This is a genomic window from Pseudooceanicola algae (assembly GCF_003590145.2).
Lineage (GTDB): Bacteria > Pseudomonadota > Alphaproteobacteria > Rhodobacterales > Rhodobacteraceae > Pseudooceanicola > Pseudooceanicola algae.
The window spans coordinates 2,864,728-2,888,876 of the sequence record NZ_CP060436.1 but is presented as its reverse complement, the minus strand read 5'-3'; the positions used below and the strand labels follow the sequence as shown (position 1 = coordinate 2,888,876).

Sequence of the window (24,149 nt, the reverse complement as noted above, 5' to 3'; positions counted from 1 at the left end):
GCTGTTCCAGCCGACGGGATCCCGCCGGGCATCGAGCCCCGCCCGATCCCCGGGGGGCAAGCCCCCCGCGCAAACCGCGCGCCGCAGCCCTCAGATGGGACGCAGGGCGGCGGTCACGTAGTTCACGCTCAGATCCCGGTCGCTGATCTTCCACTGCCAGCTCAAAGGGTTGAAGACATAGCCCTTGCGATCCACCGGCTCCAACCCGGCCTTGCGCAGCAGCCCGTATAGCTCGTCCGGGGTGATGAATTTCTGCCAGTCATGGGTGCCCTTGGGCAGCCAGCGCATGACCCATTCCGCACCCAGAATCGCCATGCCGAAACTTTTCGGATTGCGGTTGATGGTCGAACACAGGTGCAACCCGCCGGGTTTCAGCAGATCGTGGCAGGCGTTCAGATAGGCCTGCGGATCGGCGACATGTTCGACGACCTCCATGTTCAGGACCACGTCGAACTGCTCGCCGTCCCGGGCCATGGCCTCGGCGCTGGTGTGGCGATAGTCGATCTCCAGCCCCGATTGTTCGGCATGGACCTGCGCCACGGGGATGTTGCCCCCGGCCGCATCGGCGCCCACGACCGTGGCACCCAGCCGCGCCATGGGTTCGCACAGCAACCCGCCGCCGCAGCCGATATCCAGGATGCGGATGCCGACGAACGGGGTCTTCGTGGTCATGTCGCGGTCGAATTCCGCCGCGATCTGGCGGGTGATGTAATCCAGCCGCACGGGGTTCATCATGTGCAGTGGCTTGAACTTGCCCGCCGGGTCCCACCATTCGGCCGCCATGGCTTCGAACTTGGCGACTTCGGCGGGATCGATGGTGTTTATGTCGGTTTGCATTCCGCGCTCCTTGCGGTCATTCTGACCCTTGCCTGCCATTGGGCCTGCCATGTTTCGGCCCCCGGTAACAAGCATCTATGCAAGGGACGACGATGGACAAGAACTCGGGTCAGAAAAGCGCAAGCCAGCTGCTGTTTCCCCCGATCGACCCTTTCGACCAGCGGATGCTGGAGGTGGGCGAGGGGCATTCCATTTATGTCGAACAGGCCGGCAACCCCGATGGCATACCTGTCGTGGTGCTGCATGGCGGTCCGGGCGGCGGCTGCTCTCCGGCGATGCGGCGCTATTTCGACCCCGAGATCTACCGCGTGGTGCTGTTCGACCAGCGCGGCTGCGGCCGTTCGCGCCCCCATGCCAGTGTCGAGGCCAATACCACCTGGCATCTGGTGCGCGACATTGAAAAGATCCGCGAAACCCTCGGTATCGCGGCCTGGGCTGTCTTCGGCGGCAGCTGGGGCGCGACCCTGTCGCTGATCTACGCGCAGGAACACCCCGAGCGCACGACTCACCTGATCCTGCGCGGCGTCTTCACCATGACCACGCCGGAACTCGACTGGTTCTATGGCGGTGGCGCCGCGGCCTTCTGGCCCGAAACCTGGGCCCGTTTTGCGGACCCGATCCCGCAATCCGAACGCAGCGACATGATCGGCGCCTACCACCGCCGCCTGTTCAGTGGCGATCAGGCCGAAGAGATCCGATATGCCAAGACCTGGTCGGCCTGGGAAAATGCGCTGGCTTCTGTCCGATCCACAGGAAACGGCGGCGAACCGCCCGGCCAGTACGCCCGCGCCTTCGCCCGGCTGGAAAACCACTACTTCACCCACCTCGGCTGGCTCGAAGAAGGCCAGATCCTCGCCCACATGCCGCGCATTGCTCATATTCCCGGCCATATCGTGCAGGGCCGCTACGACATGATCTGCCCGCCGCAAACCGCCCATGCCATCGCCCGCGCCTGGCCCGGCGCAGAATTGTCGATGATCCGCGACGCTGGCCACGCCCTTTCCGAACCCGGCATTTCCGCCCGCCTGGTAGAGATCATGAACACCATCGGACGCGGCTGACACGGGGGCGACCCCGGCCCCGTTTCCCTGTTCCAAATATCCCGGGGAGGCTCCCGCAGGGAGGCGGGGCAGAGCCCCAGAACCCGCTTGCCGAGGGTCCCGCCCCGGCCATTTCCCGACCCGCTTTCCAGCCCCCCTTGCGATTCGTGCAAAGCAGGCGTATATCCCCCTCAACAGCGGCGTGTCGGGCCTCTCGGACTGACGCTCCAACCGGATGCACGACGGGCCGCGCGCCCGTTTTTTTGTGCCCGGAGTCCGCATGGACCTTATCGCCAAGACCGCTATCGACCGCCGCCTGGCCGAGATCATTACCCCAGTCATCGAAGACCTGGGGTTCGAACTCGTTCGGGTCCGCCTGCTGGGCGGGAACAATTCGGTGAAAACTCTTCAAATCATGTCCGAGCGCCCCGGCGGCGGGATCGAGGTCGACGAATGTGCCCGGATCTCGAACGCCGTTGCCGCAACGCTCGATGTCGAGGACCCCATCACCGAGACCTATAACCTCGAGGTGTCCAGCCCCGGCATCGACCGCCCGCTGACCCGTCTAAAGGATTTCGACACCTACGAAGGCTACGACGCCCGGATAGAGACTTCCGAACTGATCGACGGCCGCAAGCGGTTCAAGGGCGTGTTGGCGGGGATCGAAGGCAATGACGTGCTGATCAACATCGAAGACCAGGGCGCGGAAGTTACCGTTGGCCTGTCCTTCGACTGGCTCGCCGAGGCCAAGCTGGTCCTGACCGACGAGCTCATCAAACAGATGCTGAAGGCCCGCAAGGATGCGGGCATCCTGAACGAAGACCAATTTGACGAGATCGACACCGATCCGGGTTCCGAGGAGAACTGAGTACAATGGCCATCACCTCAGCCAACCAGCTAGAACTGCTGCAGACCGCGGAAGCCGTCGCACGCGAAAAGATGATCGACCCCGGCCTCGTGGTCGAGGCGATGGAAGAATCCCTCGCCCGCGCGGCCAAGTCGCGCTACGGCTCGGAAATGGACATCCGCGTGGCCATCGACCGCAAGACGGGCCGGGCGACCTTTACCCGCGTGCGCACCGTGGTCGAAGACGAGGATCTGGAAAACTACCAGTCCGAGATGACCGTCAAGCAAGCCAAGCAATACATGGCCGACCCCCAGATCGGTCAGACCTTCGTGGAAGAGGTCCCGCCCGTCGAAATGGGTCGGATCGCCGCACAATCGGCCAAGCAGGTCATCCTGCAGAAGGTCCGCGAAGCCGAGCGTGATCGCCAGTTCGAAGAATTCAAGGACCGCGCCGGCACGATCATCAACGGCGTCGTCAAGCGCGAGGAATACGGCAACGTCATCGTCGACGTGGGCCGTGGCGAAGCCATCCTGCGCCGCAACGAAAAGATCGGCCGCGAAGCCTATCGTCCCAACGACCGGATCCGCTGTTTCATCAAGGACGTGCGCCGCGAGGCCCGTGGTCCGCAGATCTTCCTGTCGCGCACCGCGCCGGAATTCATGGCCGAATTGTTCAAGATGGAAGTGCCCGAGATCTACGACGGCATCATCGAGATCAAGGCCGTGGCCCGTGACCCCGGTTCGCGCGCCAAGATCGCCGTGATCTCCTATGACAGTTCGATCGACCCTGTCGGCGCCTGCGTCGGCATGCGGGGTTCCCGCGTGCAGGCCGTGGTGAACGAACTGCAGGGCGAAAAGATCGATATCATCCCCTGGTCCGAAGATCTGCCGACCTTCCTGGTCAACGCGCTGCAACCGGCCGAGGTCTCCAAGGTTGTCTTCGATGAAGACGCCGAGCGGATCGAAGTCGTGGTGCCCGAGGAACAGCTGTCGCTGGCCATCGGTCGTCGCGGTCAGAACGTGCGTCTTGCCTCGCAGCTCACCGCGCTCGACATCGACATCATGACCGAGGAAGAAGAATCCGCGCGTCGCCAGAAGGAATTCGAACTGCGCACGCAGCTGTTCATGGATACCCTGGACGTCGACGAATTCTTTGCCCAGCTCCTGGTCTCCGAAGGCTTCACCAACCTCGAAGAAGTCGCCTATGTCGAAGCGGGTGAGCTTCTGGTCATCGACGGCGTCGACGAAGACACCGCCGGCGAACTGCAGGCCCGTGCCCGCGATCACTTGGAAGCTCAGGCCAAGGCAGCGCTCGATCACGCCCGCGAACTGGGTGTCGAGGACAGCCTTGTTGAATTCGAAGGCCTGACACCCCAGATGGTAGAGGCACTTGCCGAGGACGGCGTGAAGACCCTCGAAGATTTCGCGACCTGTGCGGACTGGGAACTGGCCGGTGGCTGGACGACGGTCGACGGGGAACGCGTCAAGGACGACGGTTTGCTCGAGAAATTCGAGATGTCCCTCGAAGAGGCACAGACCCTGATCATGACCGCCCGTGTCCTGCTTGGCTGGGTGGCCCCGGAAGAACTGGACCCGGACGTCGAAGACGACGACGCGGAGGACAGCGATTCCGAGGAGACCGGGGTCTAGGGCCCTGGAACCGGAGGCGCCTGATATGTCGCGCGGTGGAACGGATAAGGACCGCGAAGACGGTCCGGAACGCAAATGCATCGTGACCGGAGAGGTTCAGCCGAAAGGCGGCCTCATCCGGTTCGTTGTCGGGCCCGACGATCTGATCGTGCCCGACATCATGGAAAAACTGCCCGGCCGGGGCATCTGGGTTTCCTCGCAGCGCGAGGTTCTCGAAACTGCGGTGAAGAAAAAGCTCTTCGCCAAGGCGGCCCGGACCAAGGTCACGCTGCCCGATGACGTCATCGGGGTGATCGAGGCCCAGCTTCTGCGCCGTGTGACTGACCTGCTGGCCCTGGCCCGCAAGTCGGGCCACGCGGTCGGAGGATACGAGAAGGTCAAGGATTGGCTGTACAAGGAAGAGGCCTCGGTGCTGATCCAGGCCTCGGACGGATCCGGTCGCGGCAAATCGAAATTGTCGACCCCTTACGGTGGCGATTTCATAGGCTGGTTGACCGCAAACGAGCTGGGCTTGGCCTTTGGCCGGGAAACTGTCATACACGCCGCCTTAGGAACTGGCGGTTTGAGCAAACGTGTTGTAGAGGAGGCCGCAAGACTCAAGGGTCTGCGGGTCTGACGACGCAGAGGCGGGAGGGTCCCGCCTGAAAGGAAGAATGAGCCACATGAGCGATAACGACGGCAAAAAGACATTGGGTGTACGTGGTGGCGGGTCCCGTCCGGGGAACGTGAAGCAGAGCTTCAGCCATGGCCGCACCAAGAATGTCGTGGTCGAGACCAAGCGCAAACGCGTCGTCGCACCCAAGCCGAGCTCGGGCAAGGGCGTCGGGATGGTGGGCGGTGATCCGTCGCGCCGGCCCGCCGGCATTACCGATTCCGAGATGGAACGCCGTCTGAAGGCAGTCCAGGCCGCCAAGGCACGTGAGGTCGTCGAGGCCGCGCAACGTGAGGCCCACGAAAAGGCCCGCGAAGAAGAACGTATGCGCCGCCGTGAAGAGGCGGAGCTGAAGGAACGCGAACAGCGCGAGGCCGAGGAAAAGGCACGCGCCAAGGCGGAAGAAGAAGATCGCAAGCGCCGCGAGACCGAAGAGGCCGCCAAGCGCGCTGCCCAGGCCGCTGCCGCCCCCGCCGAAGAAGCCGCCCCGGCAGCCGCACGTGGCGGCCCCGGCAAGGCCGTGCCCGGCAACAAGGCGAAGCCCGGCCCCGAGCGCGCCAATGACCGCGACGATCGCAACAGCCGCAAGAATCGTGGCGACGATGGCCGCCGTTCCGGTAAACTGACCCTGAACCAGGCGCTTTCGGGCGGCGAAGGCGGGCGTCAGAAATCCATGGCTGCGATGAAACGCAAGCAGGAACGCGCCCGTCAGAAGGCCATGGGCGGCCCCGTCCATCGCGAGAAAGTCGTGCGCGACGTCCAGGTCCCTGACGCGATCACCGTGGCAGAACTTGCCAACCGGATGGCCGAACGGGTCGGCGACGTGATCAAGTCGCTCATGAACATGGGCATGATGGTCACGCAGAACCAGACCATCGACCAGGATACCGCTGATCTGATCGTCGAGGAATTCGGCCACCGCATGCAGCGTGTGTCGGATGCCGATGTCGAAGACGTCATCACCAAGACCGAAGACGACGCCGCCGAAGATCTGCAATCGCGTCCCCCGGTCATCACGATCATGGGCCACGTCGACCACGGCAAGACCTCGCTTCTGGATGCGATCCGCAAGACCAAGGTCGTGTCGGGCGAAGCCGGCGGGATCACCCAGCACATCGGCGCCTACCAGGTCACGACCGACTCCGGCACCGTGCTGAGCTTCCTCGACACGCCCGGCCACGCGGCCTTCACCTCCATGCGCTCCCGTGGCGCGCAGGTGACGGATATCGTGGTTCTGGTTGTTGCCGCGGATGATTCGGTCATGCCGCAGACGGTCGAGGCGATCAATCACGCCAAGGCCGCCGGTGTTCCGATGATCGTGGCGATCAACAAGATCGACCGCCCGGCTGCCAACGCCGACAAGGTGCGTGCAGAACTGCTGCAACACGAAGTTGTGGTCGAAAAGATGTCCGGCGAAGTGCAGGATGTCGAAGTTTCGGCCATCAACGGCACCGGTCTGGACACGCTGCTGGAAGCCATCGCGCTGCAATCCGAGATCCTGGAACTGAAGGCGAACCCGAACCGGGCCGCCGAAGGTGCCGTGATCGAAGCCCAGCTTGACGTAGGCCGTGGCCCCGTCGCGACGGTTCTCGTTCAGCGCGGCACGCTGCGTCAGGGCGACATCTTTGTCGTCGGTGAGCAATACGGCAAGGTCCGCGCCCTGGTGAACGACAAGGGCGAACGTGTCCCCGAAGCCGGCCCCTCGGTTCCGGTCGAGGTCCTCGGCCTCAACGGCACACCCGAAGCCGGTGACGTCTTGAACGTCGTCGCGACCGAAGCGCAGGCCCGCGAGATCGCGGAATACCGTTCCAACCTCGCACGTGAAAAACGTGCGGCGGCGGGCGCAGCCACGACGCTGGAACAATTGATGGCCAAGGCGAAGGACGACAAGAACGTCACCGAACTGCCGATCATCATGAAAGCCGACGTGCAGGGCTCTGCCGAGGCGATCGTTCAGGCGATGGAAAAGATCGGCAACGACGAGGTCCGCGTGCGGGTTCTGCATTCGGGTGTCGGCGCCATCACGGAAAGCGATATCGGCCTGGCGGAAGCCTCCGGTGCGCCAGTCTTCGGCTTCAACGTCCGGGCCAATGCGCCTGCGCGTCAGGCGGCCAACCAGAAGGGTGTCGAGATCCGCTATTACAGCGTGATCTATGACCTCGTGGACGACGTGAAGGCGGCGGCCTCGGGCCTGCTGTCCAACGAGATCCGCGAGAACTTCATCGGTTATGCCAGCATCAAGGAGGTCTTCAAGGTCTCCAACGTCGGCAAGGTCGCCGGTTGCCTGGTCACCGAAGGTGTGGCGCGTCGGTCCGCCGGTGTGCGTCTGCTGCGCGACGACGTGGTGATCCACGAAGGCACGCTGAAGACCCTGAAGCGCTTCAAGGACGAAGTGTCCGAGGTTCAATCCGGTCAGGAATGCGGTATGGCCTTCGAGAACTACGAAGACATCCGTCCCGGCGATGTGATCGAGATCTTCACCCGCGAAGAGGTCACCCGGACGCTTTGATCCGACAGAACTTGAAGAAAAGGCCCGGCGGTTTCGCCGGGCCTTTTTCGTTTCTTTCGGGGCTTTCCTGTCAGGGTTTGCCGTGGCTGGGATTTCGCAGGGACATGGCACAAAAGAAAAGGGGCAGCGCCGGCTGCCCCTTTTCGAAAGTTATGTCTTGGCTTTGTTCAGGCTGCAGCGGTCTGTCCAACCGGCGAACCGGCAAACAGTTTCTGCCCGACACGGACTTCAACTTTTCCGTTCGGGAGGGCGCGCACGAAAGTGCCCTGAACAGAGACGCAAGTACCGAAGGTGATGGTCTTAAGCATGGTGTCCTCTCCCATATGATCTGTATTCCTGAGACCTTTATAAGCGAGGAATTGTTAACGTGGCATCTAATAATTACGCAAAATTCACATTCAGGACATATTAACTGCATAAAAATCCGCCGCACCGCAGAAACCTCGCTGCACCGCCGCGAAAATCGGTTGACCTTTCAGATGTGTGCAAGCGGAATTGTGCCGCATACTTGAGCAATCGCCCAATATCTTGGATTTGTCATGGATCGTACGGCGCGCGGCCCTGTGTAGCAGGCGCTTCACCCGGCGGTCCCGGCAGGTGATTCGCTTCCGGCCGCCAAAGTTGCGGTCAAAGCCAGTCGCGCAGGATCGGAATCAGCGGCACATCGGCAGGCGGCATCGGATAATTCTTCAGGTCCGCCGCGCGCACCCACTTCAGCACCTGGCCCTCGCGGCCCCTGGGAATGCCGTCCCAGCGACGGCAGGCGAACAGCGGCATCAGCAGGTGGAAATCGTCGTAGGCGTGGCTGGCGAAGGTCAGGGGTGCCAGGCAGGAATTCCACGTCTCGATCCCCAGCTCTTCGTGCAATTCGCGCACCAGGGCCGCTTCGGGGCTTTCCCCGGCTTCGACCTTGCCGCCGGGAAATTCCCACAGCCCGGCCAGCGACTTGCCTTCCGGGCGCTGCGCCAGCAGCACCCGGCCATCCACGTCGATCAGCGCAACGGCAGATACCAGCAGGACCTTGGTCAAGACCGGTAATCCGCGTTGATCGAAATGTACCCATGGGTCAGATCGCAGGTCCAGACCGTCGCCGTTCCGCCGCCAAGGCCAAGATCGACGGAGATCGGGATCTCCTGCCGTTTCATCACCGCAGCACCCTGCTCTTCCCGGTAGTCGGGGGACACCCAGCCGTTTTCCGCGACCAGCACATCGCCAAAGCGGATGGTCAGAAGGTCCCGGTCCGCATCGGCGCCGCTCTTGCCGATCGCCATGACGACGCGGCCCCAGTTGGGGTCCTCACCGGCGATGGCGGTCTTGATCAGGGGGGAATTGGCGATGGCCATGGCATGTGTGCGGGCATCGGCATCCGAGGCCGCGCCGGTCACATGGATCTCGACGAATTTCGTCGCCCCCTCGCCGTCCTTCACCACCTGATGCGCCAGGTCCAGCATCACGCCTCGCAGCGCCTCGATGAAGCCCGTGCTTTCCTCGGTCACCACGACGCCGGAGGCGCCCGTGGCAGCCATCAGCAGCGTGTCCGAGGTCGATGTGTCGCTGTCCACGGTGATGCAGTTGAAGGTCACGTCGGTCAGCGCGCCCAGCATGTCCTGCAGGACGGAACGTTCGATCTGCGCATCGGTAAAGATATAGACCAGCATCGTCGCCATGTCGGGCGCGATCATGCCGGAGCCCTTGGCGATCCCGGCGATCTTCACCCGACCGCCTTCCATCACCACCTCGGCCTTGGCCCCCTTGGGGAAGGTGTCGGTGGTCATGATGGCGCGGGCGGCTTCTTCGATCTTGGCGGGGTCCAGGGCGGCCTTCAGGTCGCCCAGTTTCGCCGTCACCCGGTCATGTGGCAGCGGTTCCCCGATCACCCCGGTGGAGGACGAGAAGACCCGCGTTTCGTCCAGCCCCAGGGCGGCAGCGGTGGCCGAGGTCACCGCGCGGGTGGCCTCGGTTCCGTTACGACCCGTAAAGGCGTTGGCATTGCCGGAATTGACCACGATGGCCGCACCGCCCGCGCTGTCCAGCCCGATCTTTTCCTGGCAATCCAGCACCGGCGCGGCACGGGTTTTCGACCGGGTAAAGACCCCGGCCACCGTGCTGCCGGGCGCAAGCTCGGCCAGCATCACGTCGCGGCGGCCCTTGTAGCGCACGCCGGCCTCGATCGTGGCGAAACGCACGCCCTCGATCACCGGAAGGTCGGGAAAGGCGGCAGGCGCCAGCGGCGAGGTCGGGATCTTACCGGCCATGGGGGGTCACTCCTGAGGGGTCATCGAGTCGAGAACGGCCGGGTCGATGCCCTCGGCGCCGCTCTTGTCGACATTGCCGGACTCGTTGAGCACGTCAATATAGGCCATCGTGACATCTTCCTGAACCTTGGCGCGCAGCTCGGCCTGAACGTCTTCGAAGGCAGGGGCCTGTTCACGCGTTTCGTTCATCTTGATGACATGCCAGCCGAAGTTCGACTGCACGGGACCCGAGATTTCGCCCGGTTCCAGCGCCTGCATGGCCATGTCGAAGGGTTCGACGGTCATGCCGGCGGTCATCCAGCCCAGGTCGCCACCGTTCGGTGCGCTCGGGCCGGTGGAATTGTCCCGCGCCAGCTTGGCGAATTCGGCGCCGTCCTCGTATTGCGCGATGATGTCGCTGGCTTCTTCTTCGGTTTCCACCAGTACATGCGAGGCGTGGTATTCCATCTCGGGCTCGTAGCCGTCGCCATAGGCGTCGTTATAGGCCTTTTGCACGGCCTCCTCGGTCACATTGGCTTCAAGGTATTCAGCCAGCGAGGCGGCGGCCATCAGCGAGCGGCGCGAATTGTCGATGGTCACCTTGACCGAATCCGGCTCTTCGCCCGTATAGGCCTGCTTCAGCAATTCCTGGTTCACAATCTGGTCCAGCAAGCCGTCGAACAGCACCGACGCGGGCATCTGCGCGAACTGTTCGGGCAGGCCGCTGCGGGCCGCGACAAGGTGGCCAAGGGTGATCTCTGTGTCGCCGACTTTTGCCAGAACGGTGGCCGGGTCGACGGGCGCGGCGGTCTCGGTCGAGGCGGCGGGGGCCTCGGTCTGGTCCTGGGCGATGGCGAGCACGGGCAGGGCCGCCGCGACGAAGGCGGCAGTGGCGAGACGATGCAACATGGTTTTTCCTTCCCTTGACCGCGCTGGGGCGCGGCGTTGACACTTTAGGGTCCGCCCACTACATCGCCTTATGGCAAAGGGCCGAGCGGCCCGTTCCGGCCCTGTCTAAGGGGCTTGAACCCTCCGCACAAGCACGGCCCGAGCACGATGGCGTCATAGAGCGGAAAGTAGAGCATGCTGGGTATCGGAACAATCGCCAAGAAGGTCTTCGGGACCCCGAACGACCGCAAGGTAAAGGCGTCCCGCCCGCTGGTCGACAAGATCAACGCGCTCGAACCCGAGTTCCAGGCGCTGACGGACGAGGGTCTGCGCGACAAGACCGAAGCCTTCAAAAAGCGCGTGGCCGAGGGTGAAAGCCTGGACGATATCCTGCCGGAAGCCTTTGCCAATTGCCGCGAAGGCGCACGCCGGGCGCTTGGTTTGCGGGCTTTCGACATGCAGCTTCTGGGCGGCATCTTCCTGCACGAGGGCAATATCGCCGAGATGAAGACCGGTGAGGGCAAGACCCTTGTCGCCACCTTCCCGGCCTATCTGAACGCGCTGTCGGGCAAGGGTGTCCATGTCGTCACTGTGAACGATTACCTCGCCAAGCGGGACGCCGAATGGATGTCCAAGGTCTACGGTTTCCTCGGTCTGACCACCGGTGTCGTGCATCCCGGTCAGGGTGATGCGGACAAGCGGGCGGCCTATCGTTGCGACATCACCTACGCCACGAACAACGAACTCGGCTTTGATTATCTGCGCGATAACATGAAGTCCGAACTGAGCGATCTCTACCAGCGCGAACACAACTTCGCGATTGTGGACGAGGTCGACTCGATCCTGATCGACGAAGCGCGGACCCCGCTGATCATCTCGGGGCCCAGCCAGGACCGCAGTGAGCTTTACACCGCCATCGATGCGCTGATCCCGGCGCTGGACGAAGACGGCTACACGGTCGATGAAAAGCAGCGCTCTGTCACCTTCACCGAAGAGGGCAACGAAAAGCTGGAAGAACTGCTGCACAACGCCGGGCTGCTGGAAGAGGGTCAGACGCTTTACGATCCCGAAAGCACGACCATCGTCCATCACGTCAACCAAGGCCTGCGGGCGCACAAGCTGTTCATCCGGGACCAGCATTACATCGTGCGCAACGGCGAGGTCGTGCTGGTCGATGAATTCACCGGGCGGATGATGTCCGGGCGGCGGCTGTCCGAAGGTCTGCACCAGGCCATCGAGGCGAAAGAAGGCGCGACCATCCAGCCCGAGAACGTCACCCTGGCGCAGGTCACTTTCCAGAACTACTTCCGGCTTTACAACAAGCTGGGCGGTATGACCGGCACGGCTATGACCGAGGCCGATGAATTCGAAGAGATCTACAGCCTCGGCGTGGTCGAAGTGCCCACCAACCGGCCGATTGCCCGGATCGATGATGATGACGCGATCTACCGCACCGCGCGCGAGAAATACGAAGCCATCGTCGAGGAACTGAAGGTCGCCCATGCCAAGGGCCAGCCGGCGCTGGTCGGCACGACCTCCATCGAGAAATCCGAACTGCTCAGCCAGATGCTTAGCGCCGCCGAACTGCCGCACAACGTTCTGAACGCGCGCCACCACGAACAAGAGGCGCAAATCGTTGCTGACGCGGGCAAACTGGGGGCGATCACCATCGCCACCAACATGGCCGGGCGCGGGACCGACATTCAGCTGGGCGGCAACGTCGACATGAAGGTGATGGAGGCCCTGGCCGCCAGCCCCGATGCCAACCCCGACGAACTGCGCAAGCAGATCGAGGCCGAGCATGCCGAAGAGAAACAAAAGGTTCTCGACGCCGGCGGGCTGTTTGTCCTGGCGACGGAACGCCACGAAAGCCGCCGCATTGACAACCAGCTGCGCGGCCGGTCGGGCCGTCAGGGCGATCCGGGACGGTCGAGCTTCTTCCTTAGCCTCGAAGACGACCTGATGCGCATCTTCGGCTCTGAACGGCTGGACAAGGTCCTGTCGGGTCTGGGCATGAAGGAAGGCGAGGCGATCGTTCACCCTTGGGTCAACAAGTCGCTCGAACGCGCGCAGGCCAAGGTCGAAGGTCGCAACTTCGACATGCGCAAGAACGTGCTGAAGTTCGACGACGTGATGAACGATCAGCGGAAACTTGTCTTCTCGCAACGCCGCGAGATCATGGAAGCCGAAGAGATTGCCGAGATCGCGCAGGACATGCGCTACGAGGTGATCCAGGATCTTGTCACCGAACATATGCCGCCGAAGACCTACGCGGATCAGTGGGATACCGAAGGTCTGCAAGAGGCCTGCCGCGAAAAACTGGGGATCGACGTGCCGGTCACCGACTGGGCGGCGGAAGAAGGCGTTGACGACGAAGCCGTGACCGAACGGCTCGAAACCGCCAGCGACGAGGCCATGGCGCGCAAGGCTGCGGCCTTTGGGGTTGATACGATGCGGGTGATCGAAAAGCAGATCCTCCTGCAAAGTATCGACGCCAAGTGGCGCGAACACTTGCTGACGCTTGAACATCTGCGCTCGGTCGTGGGTTTCCGGGGTTATGCGCAGCGCGATCCGCTGAACGAATACAAGAACGAAGCCTTCACCCTGTTCGAATCCATGCTCAATTCCCTGCGCGAAGAGGTGACCACCACCCTGTCCCGCGTGCGTCCCCTGACCGAAGAAGAACGCCAGGCTCAGGTTCAGGCCCTGCAGGACCGCATGACCCGTCAGCAGGCCGCCGTTGACGAAGCCTATCACCGGGCCGAGGGCGACAGCGTCCCCGCTGCCGCTGCCGAGGATGCCCTGCCGGGCTTTGACGAGAACAACCCCGAAACCTGGGGCAATCCGGGCCGCAATTCGCTTTGTCCCTGTGGGTCGGGCAAGAAGTTCAAGCACTGCCACGGCGCTATCACCTGACAGGCCGTGACGTTGTAAGGGACACCTGAGTTTTTCCCGTGGAAGGCTAAGATTTTCCCAAGATCTACATGTAGGGCGCCCAATGGGCGCCCTACCTATATCTGGGAACATCGTCTGTCTTGAGATGCATGGTCGTCAAGGCAATAAGCCCAGTACTTGCAGCAACTTCGTCGCAAACTGGCAGCCTTCGGGCGGTTCGTCGGAACGGCAACAAAGCAGTTCCCTGAATCAGACCTTCCTGTCGCTAAGCGGCTTTAGAAGGGTTGCCCTACAGACCAAGCATATTTCCCCGGTTCATCATCGAGAATGCAGCCTCTATCATCCGGGCGAGATATACATTGCGTAGCGTCGACCTGGTGACAGCTGAGCGCATAAACGCTTGTCGGGAAGGCCCACCCCAACATTGCGCCTGAACAGCAGGCAACCTCCGGCGAGAAAAAAGTGAGGCAACAGCCGGATCCTTCCGTGGCACGCCATTTCGCAACCTATTGCAAACGGGGCACTCCGCTGGTTGATTGAAGAAAAGCATTGTGAGGCAGCCCGTGTCCTTTTTTGAAAAGCCGATTCTTAATTCCCCTTATTTCAATCCAGATCAACATTGGGAATTGGACGCGGATGGTCGGCCCACCGATCAAATCGTGAGAAGCCGACGCAGATCGGATCTCGTTTCTGCCATGCCAAAAGCCAAGAGCGTGAAGAAGAGATCCGGCCAACAGCCGGAACTGGGTCTGAATGAGGCTGGGCTCGAAACCCAGGAAATGGCCTATAATGTGACAGAGTTCGTCAACGAATTGCGCAGCCAGGTCGATAGCTGGCGTGCCCTTCCGAATCCGAACGACTGGCAGGTAACGCCAACGACCCAGCGACTGCTTCAACACTGGCGTGCCCTGCAGAAGGATGAAACCCAAGTTATCCGACCGTTCTTCTGCCAGCTAGAGGCAGTCGAAACCGCGATTTTCCTAGCAGAGGTCGCGCCGAAACTTGGGCCGCGGGGCAAGCGTTTCCGAACAAGGCTTGAGGCCGCGAATGCCGAGGCCAACCCTGACCTCTTCCGCATGGCGATGAAGCTGGCGACGGGTGCCGGCAAGACCACTGTCATGGCCATGTTGATTGCCTGGCAAACGCTCAATGCAGTTCGCAGCCCGAACTCCAGATCTTACTCTCGTGGCTTCCTAATCGTCACGCCGGGGATCACGATTAAGGATCGTCTGCGGGTGCTTTTGCCAAACGATGCCAACAATTATTACACTCGCATCAATTTGGTACCAACTGACCTGATGCAGGATATGCAACGGGCGAAGATCGTCCTGACGAACTATCACGCCTTCAAACAGCGCGAGACTTTGCAGCTCGCCAAAGGCACTCGGTCCGCCCTCGAAGGACATGGGCATAAGATGAAGACGCTCGAGACCGAAGGGCAGATGGTCAAGCGCGTCATGCCCGAGTTGATGGGCTTGGGGAAGATCAACGTCGTCAACGACGAGGCGCATCACTGCTACAGGGAGCGGGCTGCCACAGAAACCGAGCGTCTGACTGGTGAGGAAAAGAAGGAAGCCGAGGAAAACGCTGAGGCAGCCCGCTTGTGGATCTCTGGTCTGGAAGCCGCAAAACGTCAGATCGGCGTGCAGATCGTCTATGATCTTTCCGCGACGCCGTTCTTCTTGGCGGGCTCGGGTTGGGTGGAGGGGACGCTTTTCCCATGGGTCGTCTCTGACTTTTCTCTGATGGATGCCATCGAGTGCGGGATCGTGAAGCTGCCACGAGTGCCCGTTGCGGACAATCTTCCAAGCGGGGAGGTGCCCCTGTACCGCGATCTCTGGAAAGAGATCGGTAAGAAGATGCCGAAGAAGGCGCGCGGGAAGGTGAAGCCCGATCCGCAGAGCCTGCCGATACCGCTCAAGACTGCGATCGATGCTCTTTACGGTCACTACGAGAAAACCTTCAATCTGTGGAAGAAGGAAGGCGTCGGTATCCCCCCGGTGTTCATCGTGGTGTGCAACAACACGACGAACTCGGAACTGCTCAGGGACTACATGTCCGGGTACGAGCGCGAGAACCCGGATGGTACGCTCGAAACAGTCCCCGGGAAGTGCGAGCTGTTCTCGAACTTCGCCACCGATGGCGAAAGGCTCACCCGGCCTCGGACTGTCCTGATCGACAGCGCGACGCTCGAAGCCGGAGGAGATATCGATAAATCTTTCCGCGATACACATGCAGAGGAGATCGAGGCCTTCCGACGAGAACAGGCCGAACGAGGCGCGCACGAAGACCTGACCGATGCCGACATCCTGCGAGAAGTCATGAATACCGTCGGCAAGAAGGACCGTTTGGGTGAGCAGGTGCGCTGCGTTGTATCTGTCTCCATGTTGACCGAAGGATGGGACGCGAACAACGTAACCCACATCCTCGGACTGCGTGCATTCGGGACCCAGCTCATATGCGAGCAGGTCATCGGCCGAGCGCTGCGCCGGCTGTCCTATGACATTGACCCCGACACGAAACTGTTCCGTACGGAATACGCCGACATCATGGGGATCGACGGACTGAACTTCTCCGACAAGGCTCGCGTCGCGCCGCCGCAGCAGCCGCGTCAAGTCATCCAGGTCCGCGCCGTGTCACCCGAGCGCGATCACCTCGAAATAAACTTTCCCCGCGTCCAGGGCTACGTCGTCGATCTTCCTTCCGATAAGCTCGAAGTAGACTTCTCCAACACCGAAAAATACGTCCTGACCCCCGAGAAGGTCTCCGCGACCCTGGTCACAATGCAAGGCATCGTGGGAGAGAGCGAAAGGCTCTCTCTGGATTATCTGAGAACCGCGCGTCTCTCGACCATCGCATACAATGTCGCCAAGCACATGATCTTCGAGAAGTTACGCGACGAGAATGGCGCGCCGAAGATGCACCTGCTCATACCGGCCAAGCGGATCGTCCTGCAATGGCTCAAGGAAGGGCATTTCGAATGCAAAGGCGACACCGTACCTGCCCAACTGCTCTACCGGGAACTTGCCGACGAGGTCTGTGATGTCATCTTCAATGCCCTGACGGACCCGGTCCGAGGGGTTAGCGTGCTGCGCGCCGTGCTGGATCCATACAATCCGGAAGGTTCGACCCTGGGCGTCCAGTTCAACACTTCTGTCGCCACGCGCTACTGGCCACGGCCCGACCGCAGTCACCTCAACTGGATCATCACCGACAGCGATTGGGAGGACAAGCTGGCCGCCTGTATCGAAGACCATCCCGCGGTTCTCTCCTATGCCAAGAACCACAACCTCGGCTTCGACGTCCCCTACCTCAAGGAAGGGGAGCCCCGGGCCTATCGACCGGACTTTCTCATTCGTCTGGACGCGCCCCAGCCGACGACCCTCATCGTCGAGGTCAAGGGATACCGTGGCCACGACGCCATGCTTAAGGCAGAAACGACACGCGCGAAGTGGATTCCGGCCGTCAACCGCCTTGGCACCTATGGTCACTGGGGCTTTGCCGAACTGCGCGACGTGAACGACTTTGGGCCGGGGCTGGACCAGGCGATCAACGACATGCTTGGAAAGGTGCCCGCATGAGCGACAGGACGATAGAGGACCTTCGCCGGAAGTTCTGGACCCAGTACCTGCAAAATACAAAGGTCGTCGACGAGAAGCCGAAGTTCGACAGCAACCTCTGGGTCCCGATGACGGAAGACAATGCTGTTATCCTGTCTTTGGGAATCCGGCAGACAGGTGGTGCGACAGTCTTTTTGCGCGGGCGCATCAATGATCCGGTGGATACGGCTGGCCCTCGGCTTGCGCCACATGAAGCCGCGCTAAGAAAGAAACTGTCGACGGCATACAAACATGAAGGGGATGCCAAGCACCCTTACTACTTCCGCAAAGCCAATCCCAAGGCCGACTTTTCGCTTCCAAGCCGATGGCCTATCGTCATCGACTGGTTCGACAAATCGGTGCTCCTTTACCGCAAGGTACTCTCCGAGGTTCTGAAACCATCATGACAGATATCCAATTCGGCCGCCTCGTGGACCTTCCCCTTCGCGATGCCTGGCCACATGAGGCGCACCAGTTTACTCCCTGGCTTTCTCAGAACATCGACCACCTGTCAGAGGTCATCGGAATCCCGCTGGAATTGACCGGCACAGAGGTCGCGGTGGAAAGCTTTTCTGCCGATATCCTCGCCCGGAACCCGATGGACGACACCACCGTCCTGATCGAGAACCAGCTTGAAACCACCGATCACACCCACCTTGGGCAGATCATGACCTACCTCGCGGGGCTCGAGGCGCAGACCGTCGTCTGGATCGCCCCTGCCTTCCGCGAACCGCACCTTTCGGCCATCCGCTGGCTGAACGAACACACTTCGGACGGATTTTCCTTCTTCGCCGTCAAGGCGCGCGTCGTCCGCATCGGCGACAGCCCCTTCGCGCCCATCTTCGAAGTCGTGGAAAAGCCGAACGGCTGGGAGCGGCGCGTGATGTCGAGGAAGAAGGAGACAAGCACGGCAACGGACGAACTTTCCGACCTGCGACAAGCCTTCTGGGACACCTACATTGATACCTTCCCCGAGGTCCTCGAAGAGGGCTTCAAGCCCACTCGCGCCTGGAACAGCTACTCCCAACTGCCCGGCGAAAAGATCTGGGTCTCCGTCTGGATAGGAGAGCGCCAGTGCGGCATCTATGTGGGGGGGGCCCGAGGTGCCGACAAGCAATCCGCTGCCACGCGGCTAGGCCCCATGGCGGAACCGCTGGCCGCGGAGCTTGAAGCAGAGCTTTTCGACCCCACCCGCTTCGGCCATGTCTTCGGCGACCGCCATGACCTTTCCTACAAGGACAGGGCCAACTGGCCTGCCATGCTCCGCTGGCTAGAAGAACGGCGGCAAATATACCTCGCGGCGCTGTCCGCAGCACTGGATGTAGACCAATGACCAACAAGAAAACCCCGATCGAGCCCATCACCCATGACGACAGCCGGGTGAACATTCCCACGCCGGAACTTGCGCCGATGATGGATCCCGAAGATGCCCGCCCGATCAAGGTCACCTACCAGCAGCGCAACCCGGACCTTGACCCGCAGCTGATCTGGCGCGGCAAGGACATCGACCAGGAGGCGGTGACCGTCGACGCACCGCCGATCTACCTGCAGGAACAGGTCCACCCCAAGGCGATCATCGAGGACTTGCGCGCCGGCAACAAGCGCAACGGCGAAGGCAGCGGCGCGGACCTGTTTGACCATTTCGGCATCACGGACGACGACCGCGAGGCGGAGATCGAGTTCTACCGCCACCAGCGCAAGTGGTCGAACCGGATGATCCTGGGCGACGGGCTGCAGGTCATGGCGTCGCTGGCCGAGCGCGAGGGGCTCAAGGGCCAGGTACAGGCGATCTATATCGACCCGCCCTATGGCATCAAGTTCAACTCCAACTTCCAGTGGTCCACCACCTCGCGCGATGTGAAGGACGGCAAGCTGGAGCATCTGACCCGCGAGCCCGAGCAGGTGAAGGCCTTTCGCGACACCTGGCGCGACGGCATCCATTCCTACCTGCAATACCTGCGCGACCGGCTGGTAGTGGCGCGGGAGCTGCTGACCGAGAGCGGGTCGTGCTTCGTCCAGATCGGAGACGAGAACGTCCACCGGGTGCGGGCTCTGATGGATGAGGTTTTTGGGGAGGAGAATTTCGTCAATATGATCCCCTTTGTTACTACTGGGGGGCAGTCAACGCTTGGGCTCGGAAATATCTTCGACCTTGTCCTCTGGTGTTCAAAGGACAAGACGAAAATTAAGTATCGACAGCCTTATCAAATACGTGAATTGCGAGGCGGTGGCGGCTGGAGCCATTCCCGCGCGCGATTGGAGGATGGCGCTAAAGCGAACTTGGGAAAGGATGAAGTCGCTCGAAGGGTCAACGCTGGCGAGAATATTGATCCCTACTACCAAGATAACCTATCTTCACAAGGAGCAACACCAGAAGGCTCAAAGTCTTTCCAAGCTTTTGGACGATTCTATGATCCGGCGAAAAACTCTCACTGGAAAACACACCTCCAAGGAATGCGGAGACTTGATCAATCTGAGCGCATTGATCCTTCGACGAATAGTATTCGGTACGTTCGTTACCTCTCAGACTTTCAAATCGAACCAATTTCCAATGTTTGGGCGGACACAAATCGCGCAGGTTATATAAGCGAAAAAAGATACGTCGTTGAAACCTCCACCAAGGTCATTGAACGCTGCCTCCTCATGAGCACCGATCCTGGCGACCTCGTACTCGATCCCACTTGCGGCTCCGGCACAACGGCTTACGTCGCCGAGCAATGGGGGCGGCGCTGGATCACCATCGACACCTCCCGGGTGGCCCTCGCGCTTGCCCGCGCGCGGATCATGGGCGCGAAGTACCCCTGGTATCTGCTCAAGGACTCTGAGGCCGGGCAGAAGAAGGAGGCCGAGGTCACGCGGCGAAGCCCCTCGACCGCCGACACCTACAACGACATCCGCCACGGCTTCGTCTACCAGCGCGTGCCCCACATCACGCTGAAAAGTATCGCCAACAACACCGAGATCGACAAGATCTGGGAGGCGATGCAGCCCTCCGTCGAAGACGCCCGCGCAGCGCTCAACACCGCACTGCAAGGCCACTCCACGCCGTTTGAGGTCCAAACCGGCGGCCGCAAGAGCAAGAAGATCGACTTCACCGCCAGCGGTGTGGTCGAATTGCCCAGCGAAGAGATGGCCCCGGCAAACGGCTTCATGGAATGGGAAATCCCGCGCGAGGCCCCCGACCACTGGCCCGACGTGGCCAAGACGGCGCTGCGCGCGTTCTGGGAGGCCCGCATCGCCCGCCAGAAAGAGATCGACGCCAGCATCGCCGCCAAGGCCGATCACGAATACCTCTACGACAAGCCCTACGAGGACAGGAAACGCGTCCGCGTCGCCGGCCCCTTCACCGTCGAAAGCCTCTCGCCCCACCGCACCCAGGCGGTAAACGAACATGGCGAGCTGATCGAGGAGGTCGACGCCGCCCAGGGCAAGCGCAGCAAGGCCGCCACCGAAGCCGACAACTACCGCGCTGCCATCCTCGACAATCTGCGCAAGGCCGGTGTCCAGCAGGCCGACAAGGCCGACAAGGTAGAGTTCACCCAGCTTCAGCCCTGGCCGGGTGAATGGCTGGCGGCCGAGGGGCGGTACATGGAGGGCGACATCGAACGCCGCGCCGGTATCCTGATCGGCCCGGAGTACGGCACCCTGCAACGCGCCGACCTGACCGCCGCAGCGCGCGAGGCGGTGGATGCTGGGTTCGACATCCTCATCACCTGCGCCTTCAACTACGACGCCCACACCGCCGAGTTTCGCAAGCTTGGCCGTCTGCCGATTCTTCAGGCCCGGATGAACCCCGACCTGCACATGGCGGACGAGCTGAAGGCGGGTGGCGGGAACCTGTTCGTCGTCTTCGGCGAGCCGGACATCGAGGTTCGGCAAGACGGTGACAAACTGCGGATCGAATTGCTGGGCGTCGACATCTTCAAGCCTGCGAGCGGTAAGGTTGTGTCCTCTGAACCCGACGACATCGCTTGCTGGTTCATCGACACGGATTACAACGAGGAATCGTTCTTCGTCCGCCATGCCTATTTCCCGGGCGCCGAGATCCCCTACAAGCAGTTGAAGACCACGCTGAAGGGGGAAGTGGACGAGGAGGCGTGGGAGTCTTTGAAGCGGACGGTCTCGCGTCCGTTCGCCCGTCCGAAGTCTGGGCGAGTGGCGGTGAAGGTGATTAACCACCTTGGCGATGAGGTGATGAAGGTGTTGGGGGTTTAGGTATGAGACTGGAAGACGCAGCCAAGGCGCTTCGCGCCATGTATGATGATCCGGCTACAGGGAAGGCCGTATCCATTCATCTGTTCGGCATCCGCTATGCGGATAGCCTGAAGGGCATGCCACTGGAGGAAATCGTTATCCGGGCCGGGCTTCCGAAGAGCTATCAGACTGAAGTTCGAAAAGGTATCAACCTGGCGCGACACGTCGTCGAAAAATGACCCACCGTATCGCCGACACCTTTTACGACGCGTTGGCCAAACTGACGCCCCAGGAGCAGAAGCAGGTCAAGACCTCGGCCTTCGATTTTCAGATGGATCCAAGCTTGCCTGGCCTTGGGATGCACCGCGTCGACCGCGCCCGTGATCCGGATTTCTGGACTGCTCGGGTGAACCGTGACATCCGTATGGTTATTCACAAGAAGGCCGGGCAAAGCCTCCTCGCCTGGGTCGGCCATCACGATGCGGCCTACCGCTGGGCCGAAACGCGCCGGATCGAAAGTCATCCGCGCACGGGGGCCATTCAGATCGTCGAGGCCCGCGAGACAATCGAAGAGGTGATCGTTCAGCGCTACGTCGAAAAGGCTGTCGAGCTGCCGCGCCCCTTGTCCCACCTGGATGACGATACGTTGTTGTCTTGGGGCATCCCGACCGACTGGATCGATACGGTGCGTGATGTGACCGATGAGACTGTTCTTGATATCGCGGGCCACCTTCCAACGGAAGCCGCCAATGCTGTCCTTTCTGCAGCCGTCGGGGAAACACCCATTCCAGCAACGATTTCGGAGAATGGTGCGGATCCCTGGGAGCATCCGGACACCAAGCGCAGATTCCGTGTGCTGGATAACCTGGAGGAACTCCAGGCGGCACTGGATGCTCCTTGGGAGAAATGGGCGGTATTCCTGCATCCTGCCCAGCAGGAATATGTCGACCGGAATTTCAACGGCCCGGCACGGGTGATCGGTTCGGCGGGAACTGGCAAGACAGTGGTGGCACTGCACAGGGCGGCTCGCCTTGCGGAAAACACCAATGGTCGGGTGTTGCTGACGACATTCAACCGCAAGCTCGCGGATAGCCTCGCCCAAAAGCTGCCTCAGGTTGCGTCTGCGGGTACGCTTGGCCGTATCACTGTTGAAGCTCTACCCGTGTTGATCTCACGCTTGCATCAAGAGAGGTTCGGTGACGTCGAGATCGTCGACGAGACATCGCTGCGCCATTTCCTTGAGGAGGCGGCGAGCGCGCAGGGAATTGCGGTGGATCCGGACTTCCTGTTCGACGAATGGACTCTCGTAGTGGACGCTTGGGATGTTGCGACCAAGGGCGCCTACCGGGAGCTCCCTAGGCTAGGTCGCAAAGTCCGCATGGCAGCTTCACGCCGGGATGCACTTTGGGAGGTTTTCAGGGCTGTAAGCGACAGACTGAACCACGCAGGACTCAAGACCGAAGCGCAGCTCGCCCATGATCTCTCCAAAGCCGGCGATTTTCCTTTCGACAACGTCTTGATCGATGAAGCACAGGACGTTTCGGTTGCGGAACTGAAGCTTTTAGGGGCTTCTCTCGGAGGCAGGCCGAATGGCCTTTTTTTCGCCGGCGACATTGGGCAGCGCATTTTCCGGGCTCCGTTCCCTTGGTCAGCCGCCGGCATAGAACTGCGCGGTCGCTCTCGGAGCCTGAAGGTCAATTACCGAACCTCCCACCAGATACGTTCTCAGAGCGATCGACTGCTGCCAGAGACATTGATCGAGGCGGATGGAAACGAGGAAAGCAGGACTGGAATCACGTCGATATTTGATGGCCCGGCACCTACCTTCAGGGAATTTCGCACCATTCAGGATGAGATTTCTGGCCTAAGATCGTGGATCCAAGACCGGTTAGCATACGACAATGTACCTGCAACGGAACTCGCGGTTCTCGTGCGTCACGCAAGCGATGTCCCTGGCGTGGAGAGTGCGCTTGATCTGCCCAAGGTGCAGGTATTGCCGATGCATGATGCAAAAGGCGCGGAATACCGGGCTGTCGCCATCGCCATGTTGAATGATGGCGTTCTGCCTGACGAGAGCCGCCTTTTGGCAGCGAAGGACGAAGCGCAATTAGATGAAGTCATGAATACCGAGCGGCATCTGCTTTACGTTGCGGCCACTCGGGCAAGGGATCATCTATGGATGTCTGGCGTGGCGCCGACGTCCGAGTATTTCGCCGATTTGCTTGTGCGATGATGGGTTGTCCATGACGGCATTCGGAGCAGGGCACGCTAGGGCTTACCTATCGGTCCCTCATTTTCTCGGCATCCAGAGCCACAGAGTCTTCCGGTGATGCTTCTTCTGACGGTCATTTCCGAGTTCGTCACAACGCGATCCGATTGCGGTAGAAGAGGTTCCTTATCGCCGGTGGCATAGATGCAGTCTGTCAAGACTGAGAACACGGTGTGATGACGAGACCAGCGGGAGGTGAGCGCGCCTCCGGCGCATGATTCTCAAGGGCACCTATAAGGAGCTCTATCTGACTCTTTCGACAACCGCGGGTAGTTGCCGAAGCGGCCATGCGAGTTTGGCTTCTGCACGGCCGAGAAAAAGTTACGCCGAAACTCCGTGCGAAAAGACCATCTGGATCGGCATGCTGACGAGACAGTCTTGGGTAATTCGCCCATGGAAAGTGTCGAAAGTCCCTGTTTTCGCAATACTTTCGACTTCCTTGCAACTGCGGACCGACCTATGCGGCTTCTCAGAACACGCGCGTTCATCCTGAAACTGATCTAACCCACCCGGTGTATTTCCAATGGCGCCGGGGG

17 protein-coding genes are annotated in these 24,149 nt (G+C 61.1%); 12 read left to right on the top strand and 5 right to left on the bottom strand.

Going from position 1 to position 24,149, the window contains the following annotated elements; genetic code table 11:
- Positions 1-90 precede the first annotated feature (90 nt).
- On the bottom strand, positions 91-837 hold the full coding sequence (ubiG, locus tag PSAL_RS13465) for a bifunctional 2-polyprenyl-6-hydroxyphenol methylase/3-demethylubiquinol 3-O-methyltransferase UbiG (protein ID WP_119841211.1): 747 nt from the start codon (positions 835-837) through the stop codon (positions 91-93).
- A gap of 92 nt (positions 838-929) precedes the next feature.
- On the opposite strand from ubiG, the gene pip reads away from it, so the two are divergent.
- From pip to infB, 5 genes are all read left to right on the top strand, one after another.
- Complete coding sequence (gene pip / locus PSAL_RS13460; RefSeq protein WP_119841136.1) at positions 930-1,898, top strand: prolyl aminopeptidase; 969 nt, start codon at positions 930-932, stop codon at positions 1,896-1,898.
- Between the two features lie 259 nt (positions 1,899-2,157).
- Positions 2,158-2,745: a ribosome maturation factor RimP gene (gene rimP / locus PSAL_RS13455; RefSeq protein WP_196222916.1), complete on the top strand. Its 588-nt coding sequence runs from the start codon at positions 2,158-2,160 to the stop codon at positions 2,743-2,745.
- Between the two features lie 5 nt (positions 2,746-2,750).
- Positions 2,751-4,373, top strand: a complete 1,623-nt coding sequence (nusA, locus tag PSAL_RS13450; RefSeq protein WP_119841134.1) for a transcription termination factor NusA — start codon at positions 2,751-2,753, stop codon at positions 4,371-4,373.
- 25 nt (positions 4,374-4,398) lie between these two features.
- A complete protein-coding gene (locus PSAL_RS13445; protein WP_119841133.1) occupies positions 4,399-4,989 on the top strand; it encodes an RNA-binding protein in 591 nt (196 codons plus the stop codon).
- Between the two features lie 46 nt (positions 4,990-5,035).
- Positions 5,036-7,534 carry a translation initiation factor IF-2 gene (gene infB / locus PSAL_RS13440; protein ID WP_119841132.1) on the top strand — a complete coding sequence of 833 codons (2,499 nt, stop codon included), beginning with the start codon at positions 5,036-5,038 and terminating at the stop codon, positions 7,532-7,534.
- A 167-nt stretch (positions 7,535-7,701) separates the two neighbouring features.
- Here the strand turns inward: infB and PSAL_RS13435 are convergent, their stop codons facing one another.
- The 4 genes from PSAL_RS13435 to PSAL_RS13420 form a co-directional block, all read right to left on the bottom strand.
- Complete coding sequence (locus PSAL_RS13435; protein WP_196222915.1) at positions 7,702-7,842, bottom strand: hypothetical protein; 141 nt, start codon at positions 7,840-7,842, stop codon at positions 7,702-7,704.
- 319 nt (positions 7,843-8,161) lie between these two features.
- Positions 8,162-8,563, bottom strand: a complete 402-nt coding sequence (locus PSAL_RS13430; protein ID WP_119841131.1) for a (deoxy)nucleoside triphosphate pyrophosphohydrolase — start codon at positions 8,561-8,563, stop codon at positions 8,162-8,164.
- Positions 8,560-9,789: a bifunctional glutamate N-acetyltransferase/amino-acid acetyltransferase ArgJ gene (gene argJ, locus PSAL_RS13425; RefSeq protein ID WP_119841130.1), complete on the bottom strand. Its 1,230-nt coding sequence runs from the start codon at positions 9,787-9,789 to the stop codon at positions 8,560-8,562. Before argJ ends, PSAL_RS13430 begins: the two co-directional genes overlap by 4 nt.
- Before the next feature lie 6 nt (positions 9,790-9,795).
- Positions 9,796-10,677: a peptidylprolyl isomerase gene (locus PSAL_RS13420; protein WP_119841129.1), complete on the bottom strand. Its 882-nt coding sequence runs from the start codon at positions 10,675-10,677 to the stop codon at positions 9,796-9,798.
- A gap of 174 nt (positions 10,678-10,851) precedes the next feature.
- On the opposite strand from PSAL_RS13420, the gene secA reads away from it, so the two are divergent.
- From secA to PSAL_RS13385, 7 genes are all read left to right on the top strand, one after another.
- Positions 10,852-13,572, top strand: a complete 2,721-nt coding sequence (secA, locus tag PSAL_RS13415) for a preprotein translocase subunit SecA (RefSeq protein ID WP_119841128.1) — start codon at positions 10,852-10,854, stop codon at positions 13,570-13,572.
- Between the two features lie 542 nt (positions 13,573-14,114).
- Complete coding sequence (locus PSAL_RS13410) at positions 14,115-17,132, top strand: BPTD_3080 family restriction endonuclease (RefSeq protein ID WP_408004214.1); 3,018 nt, start codon at positions 14,115-14,117, stop codon at positions 17,130-17,132.
- Positions 17,129-17,557: a hypothetical protein gene (locus PSAL_RS13405; RefSeq protein ID WP_119841127.1), complete on the top strand. Its 429-nt coding sequence runs from the start codon at positions 17,129-17,131 to the stop codon at positions 17,555-17,557. Before PSAL_RS13410 ends, PSAL_RS13405 begins: the two co-directional genes overlap by 4 nt.
- The gene (locus tag PSAL_RS13400) at positions 17,554-18,483 is read left to right on the top strand and encodes a hypothetical protein (RefSeq protein WP_119841126.1); all 930 of its coding nucleotides are present in this window, start codon (positions 17,554-17,556) and stop codon (positions 18,481-18,483) included. Before PSAL_RS13405 ends, PSAL_RS13400 begins: the two co-directional genes overlap by 4 nt.
- Complete coding sequence (locus PSAL_RS13395; protein ID WP_119841125.1) at positions 18,480-21,365, top strand: site-specific DNA-methyltransferase; 2,886 nt, start codon at positions 18,480-18,482, stop codon at positions 21,363-21,365. Before PSAL_RS13400 ends, PSAL_RS13395 begins: the two co-directional genes overlap by 4 nt.
- A 2-nt stretch (positions 21,366-21,367) precedes the next feature.
- Entirely contained in the window at positions 21,368-21,583 is a 216-nt protein-coding gene (locus PSAL_RS13390; protein ID WP_119841124.1) for an HTH-like domain-containing protein, read from the top strand.
- Entirely contained in the window at positions 21,580-23,577 is a 1,998-nt protein-coding gene (locus PSAL_RS13385) for a 3'-5' exonuclease (protein WP_119841123.1), read from the top strand. Before PSAL_RS13390 ends, PSAL_RS13385 begins: the two co-directional genes overlap by 4 nt.
- The last annotated feature ends 572 nt before the right edge of the window (positions 23,578-24,149 follow it).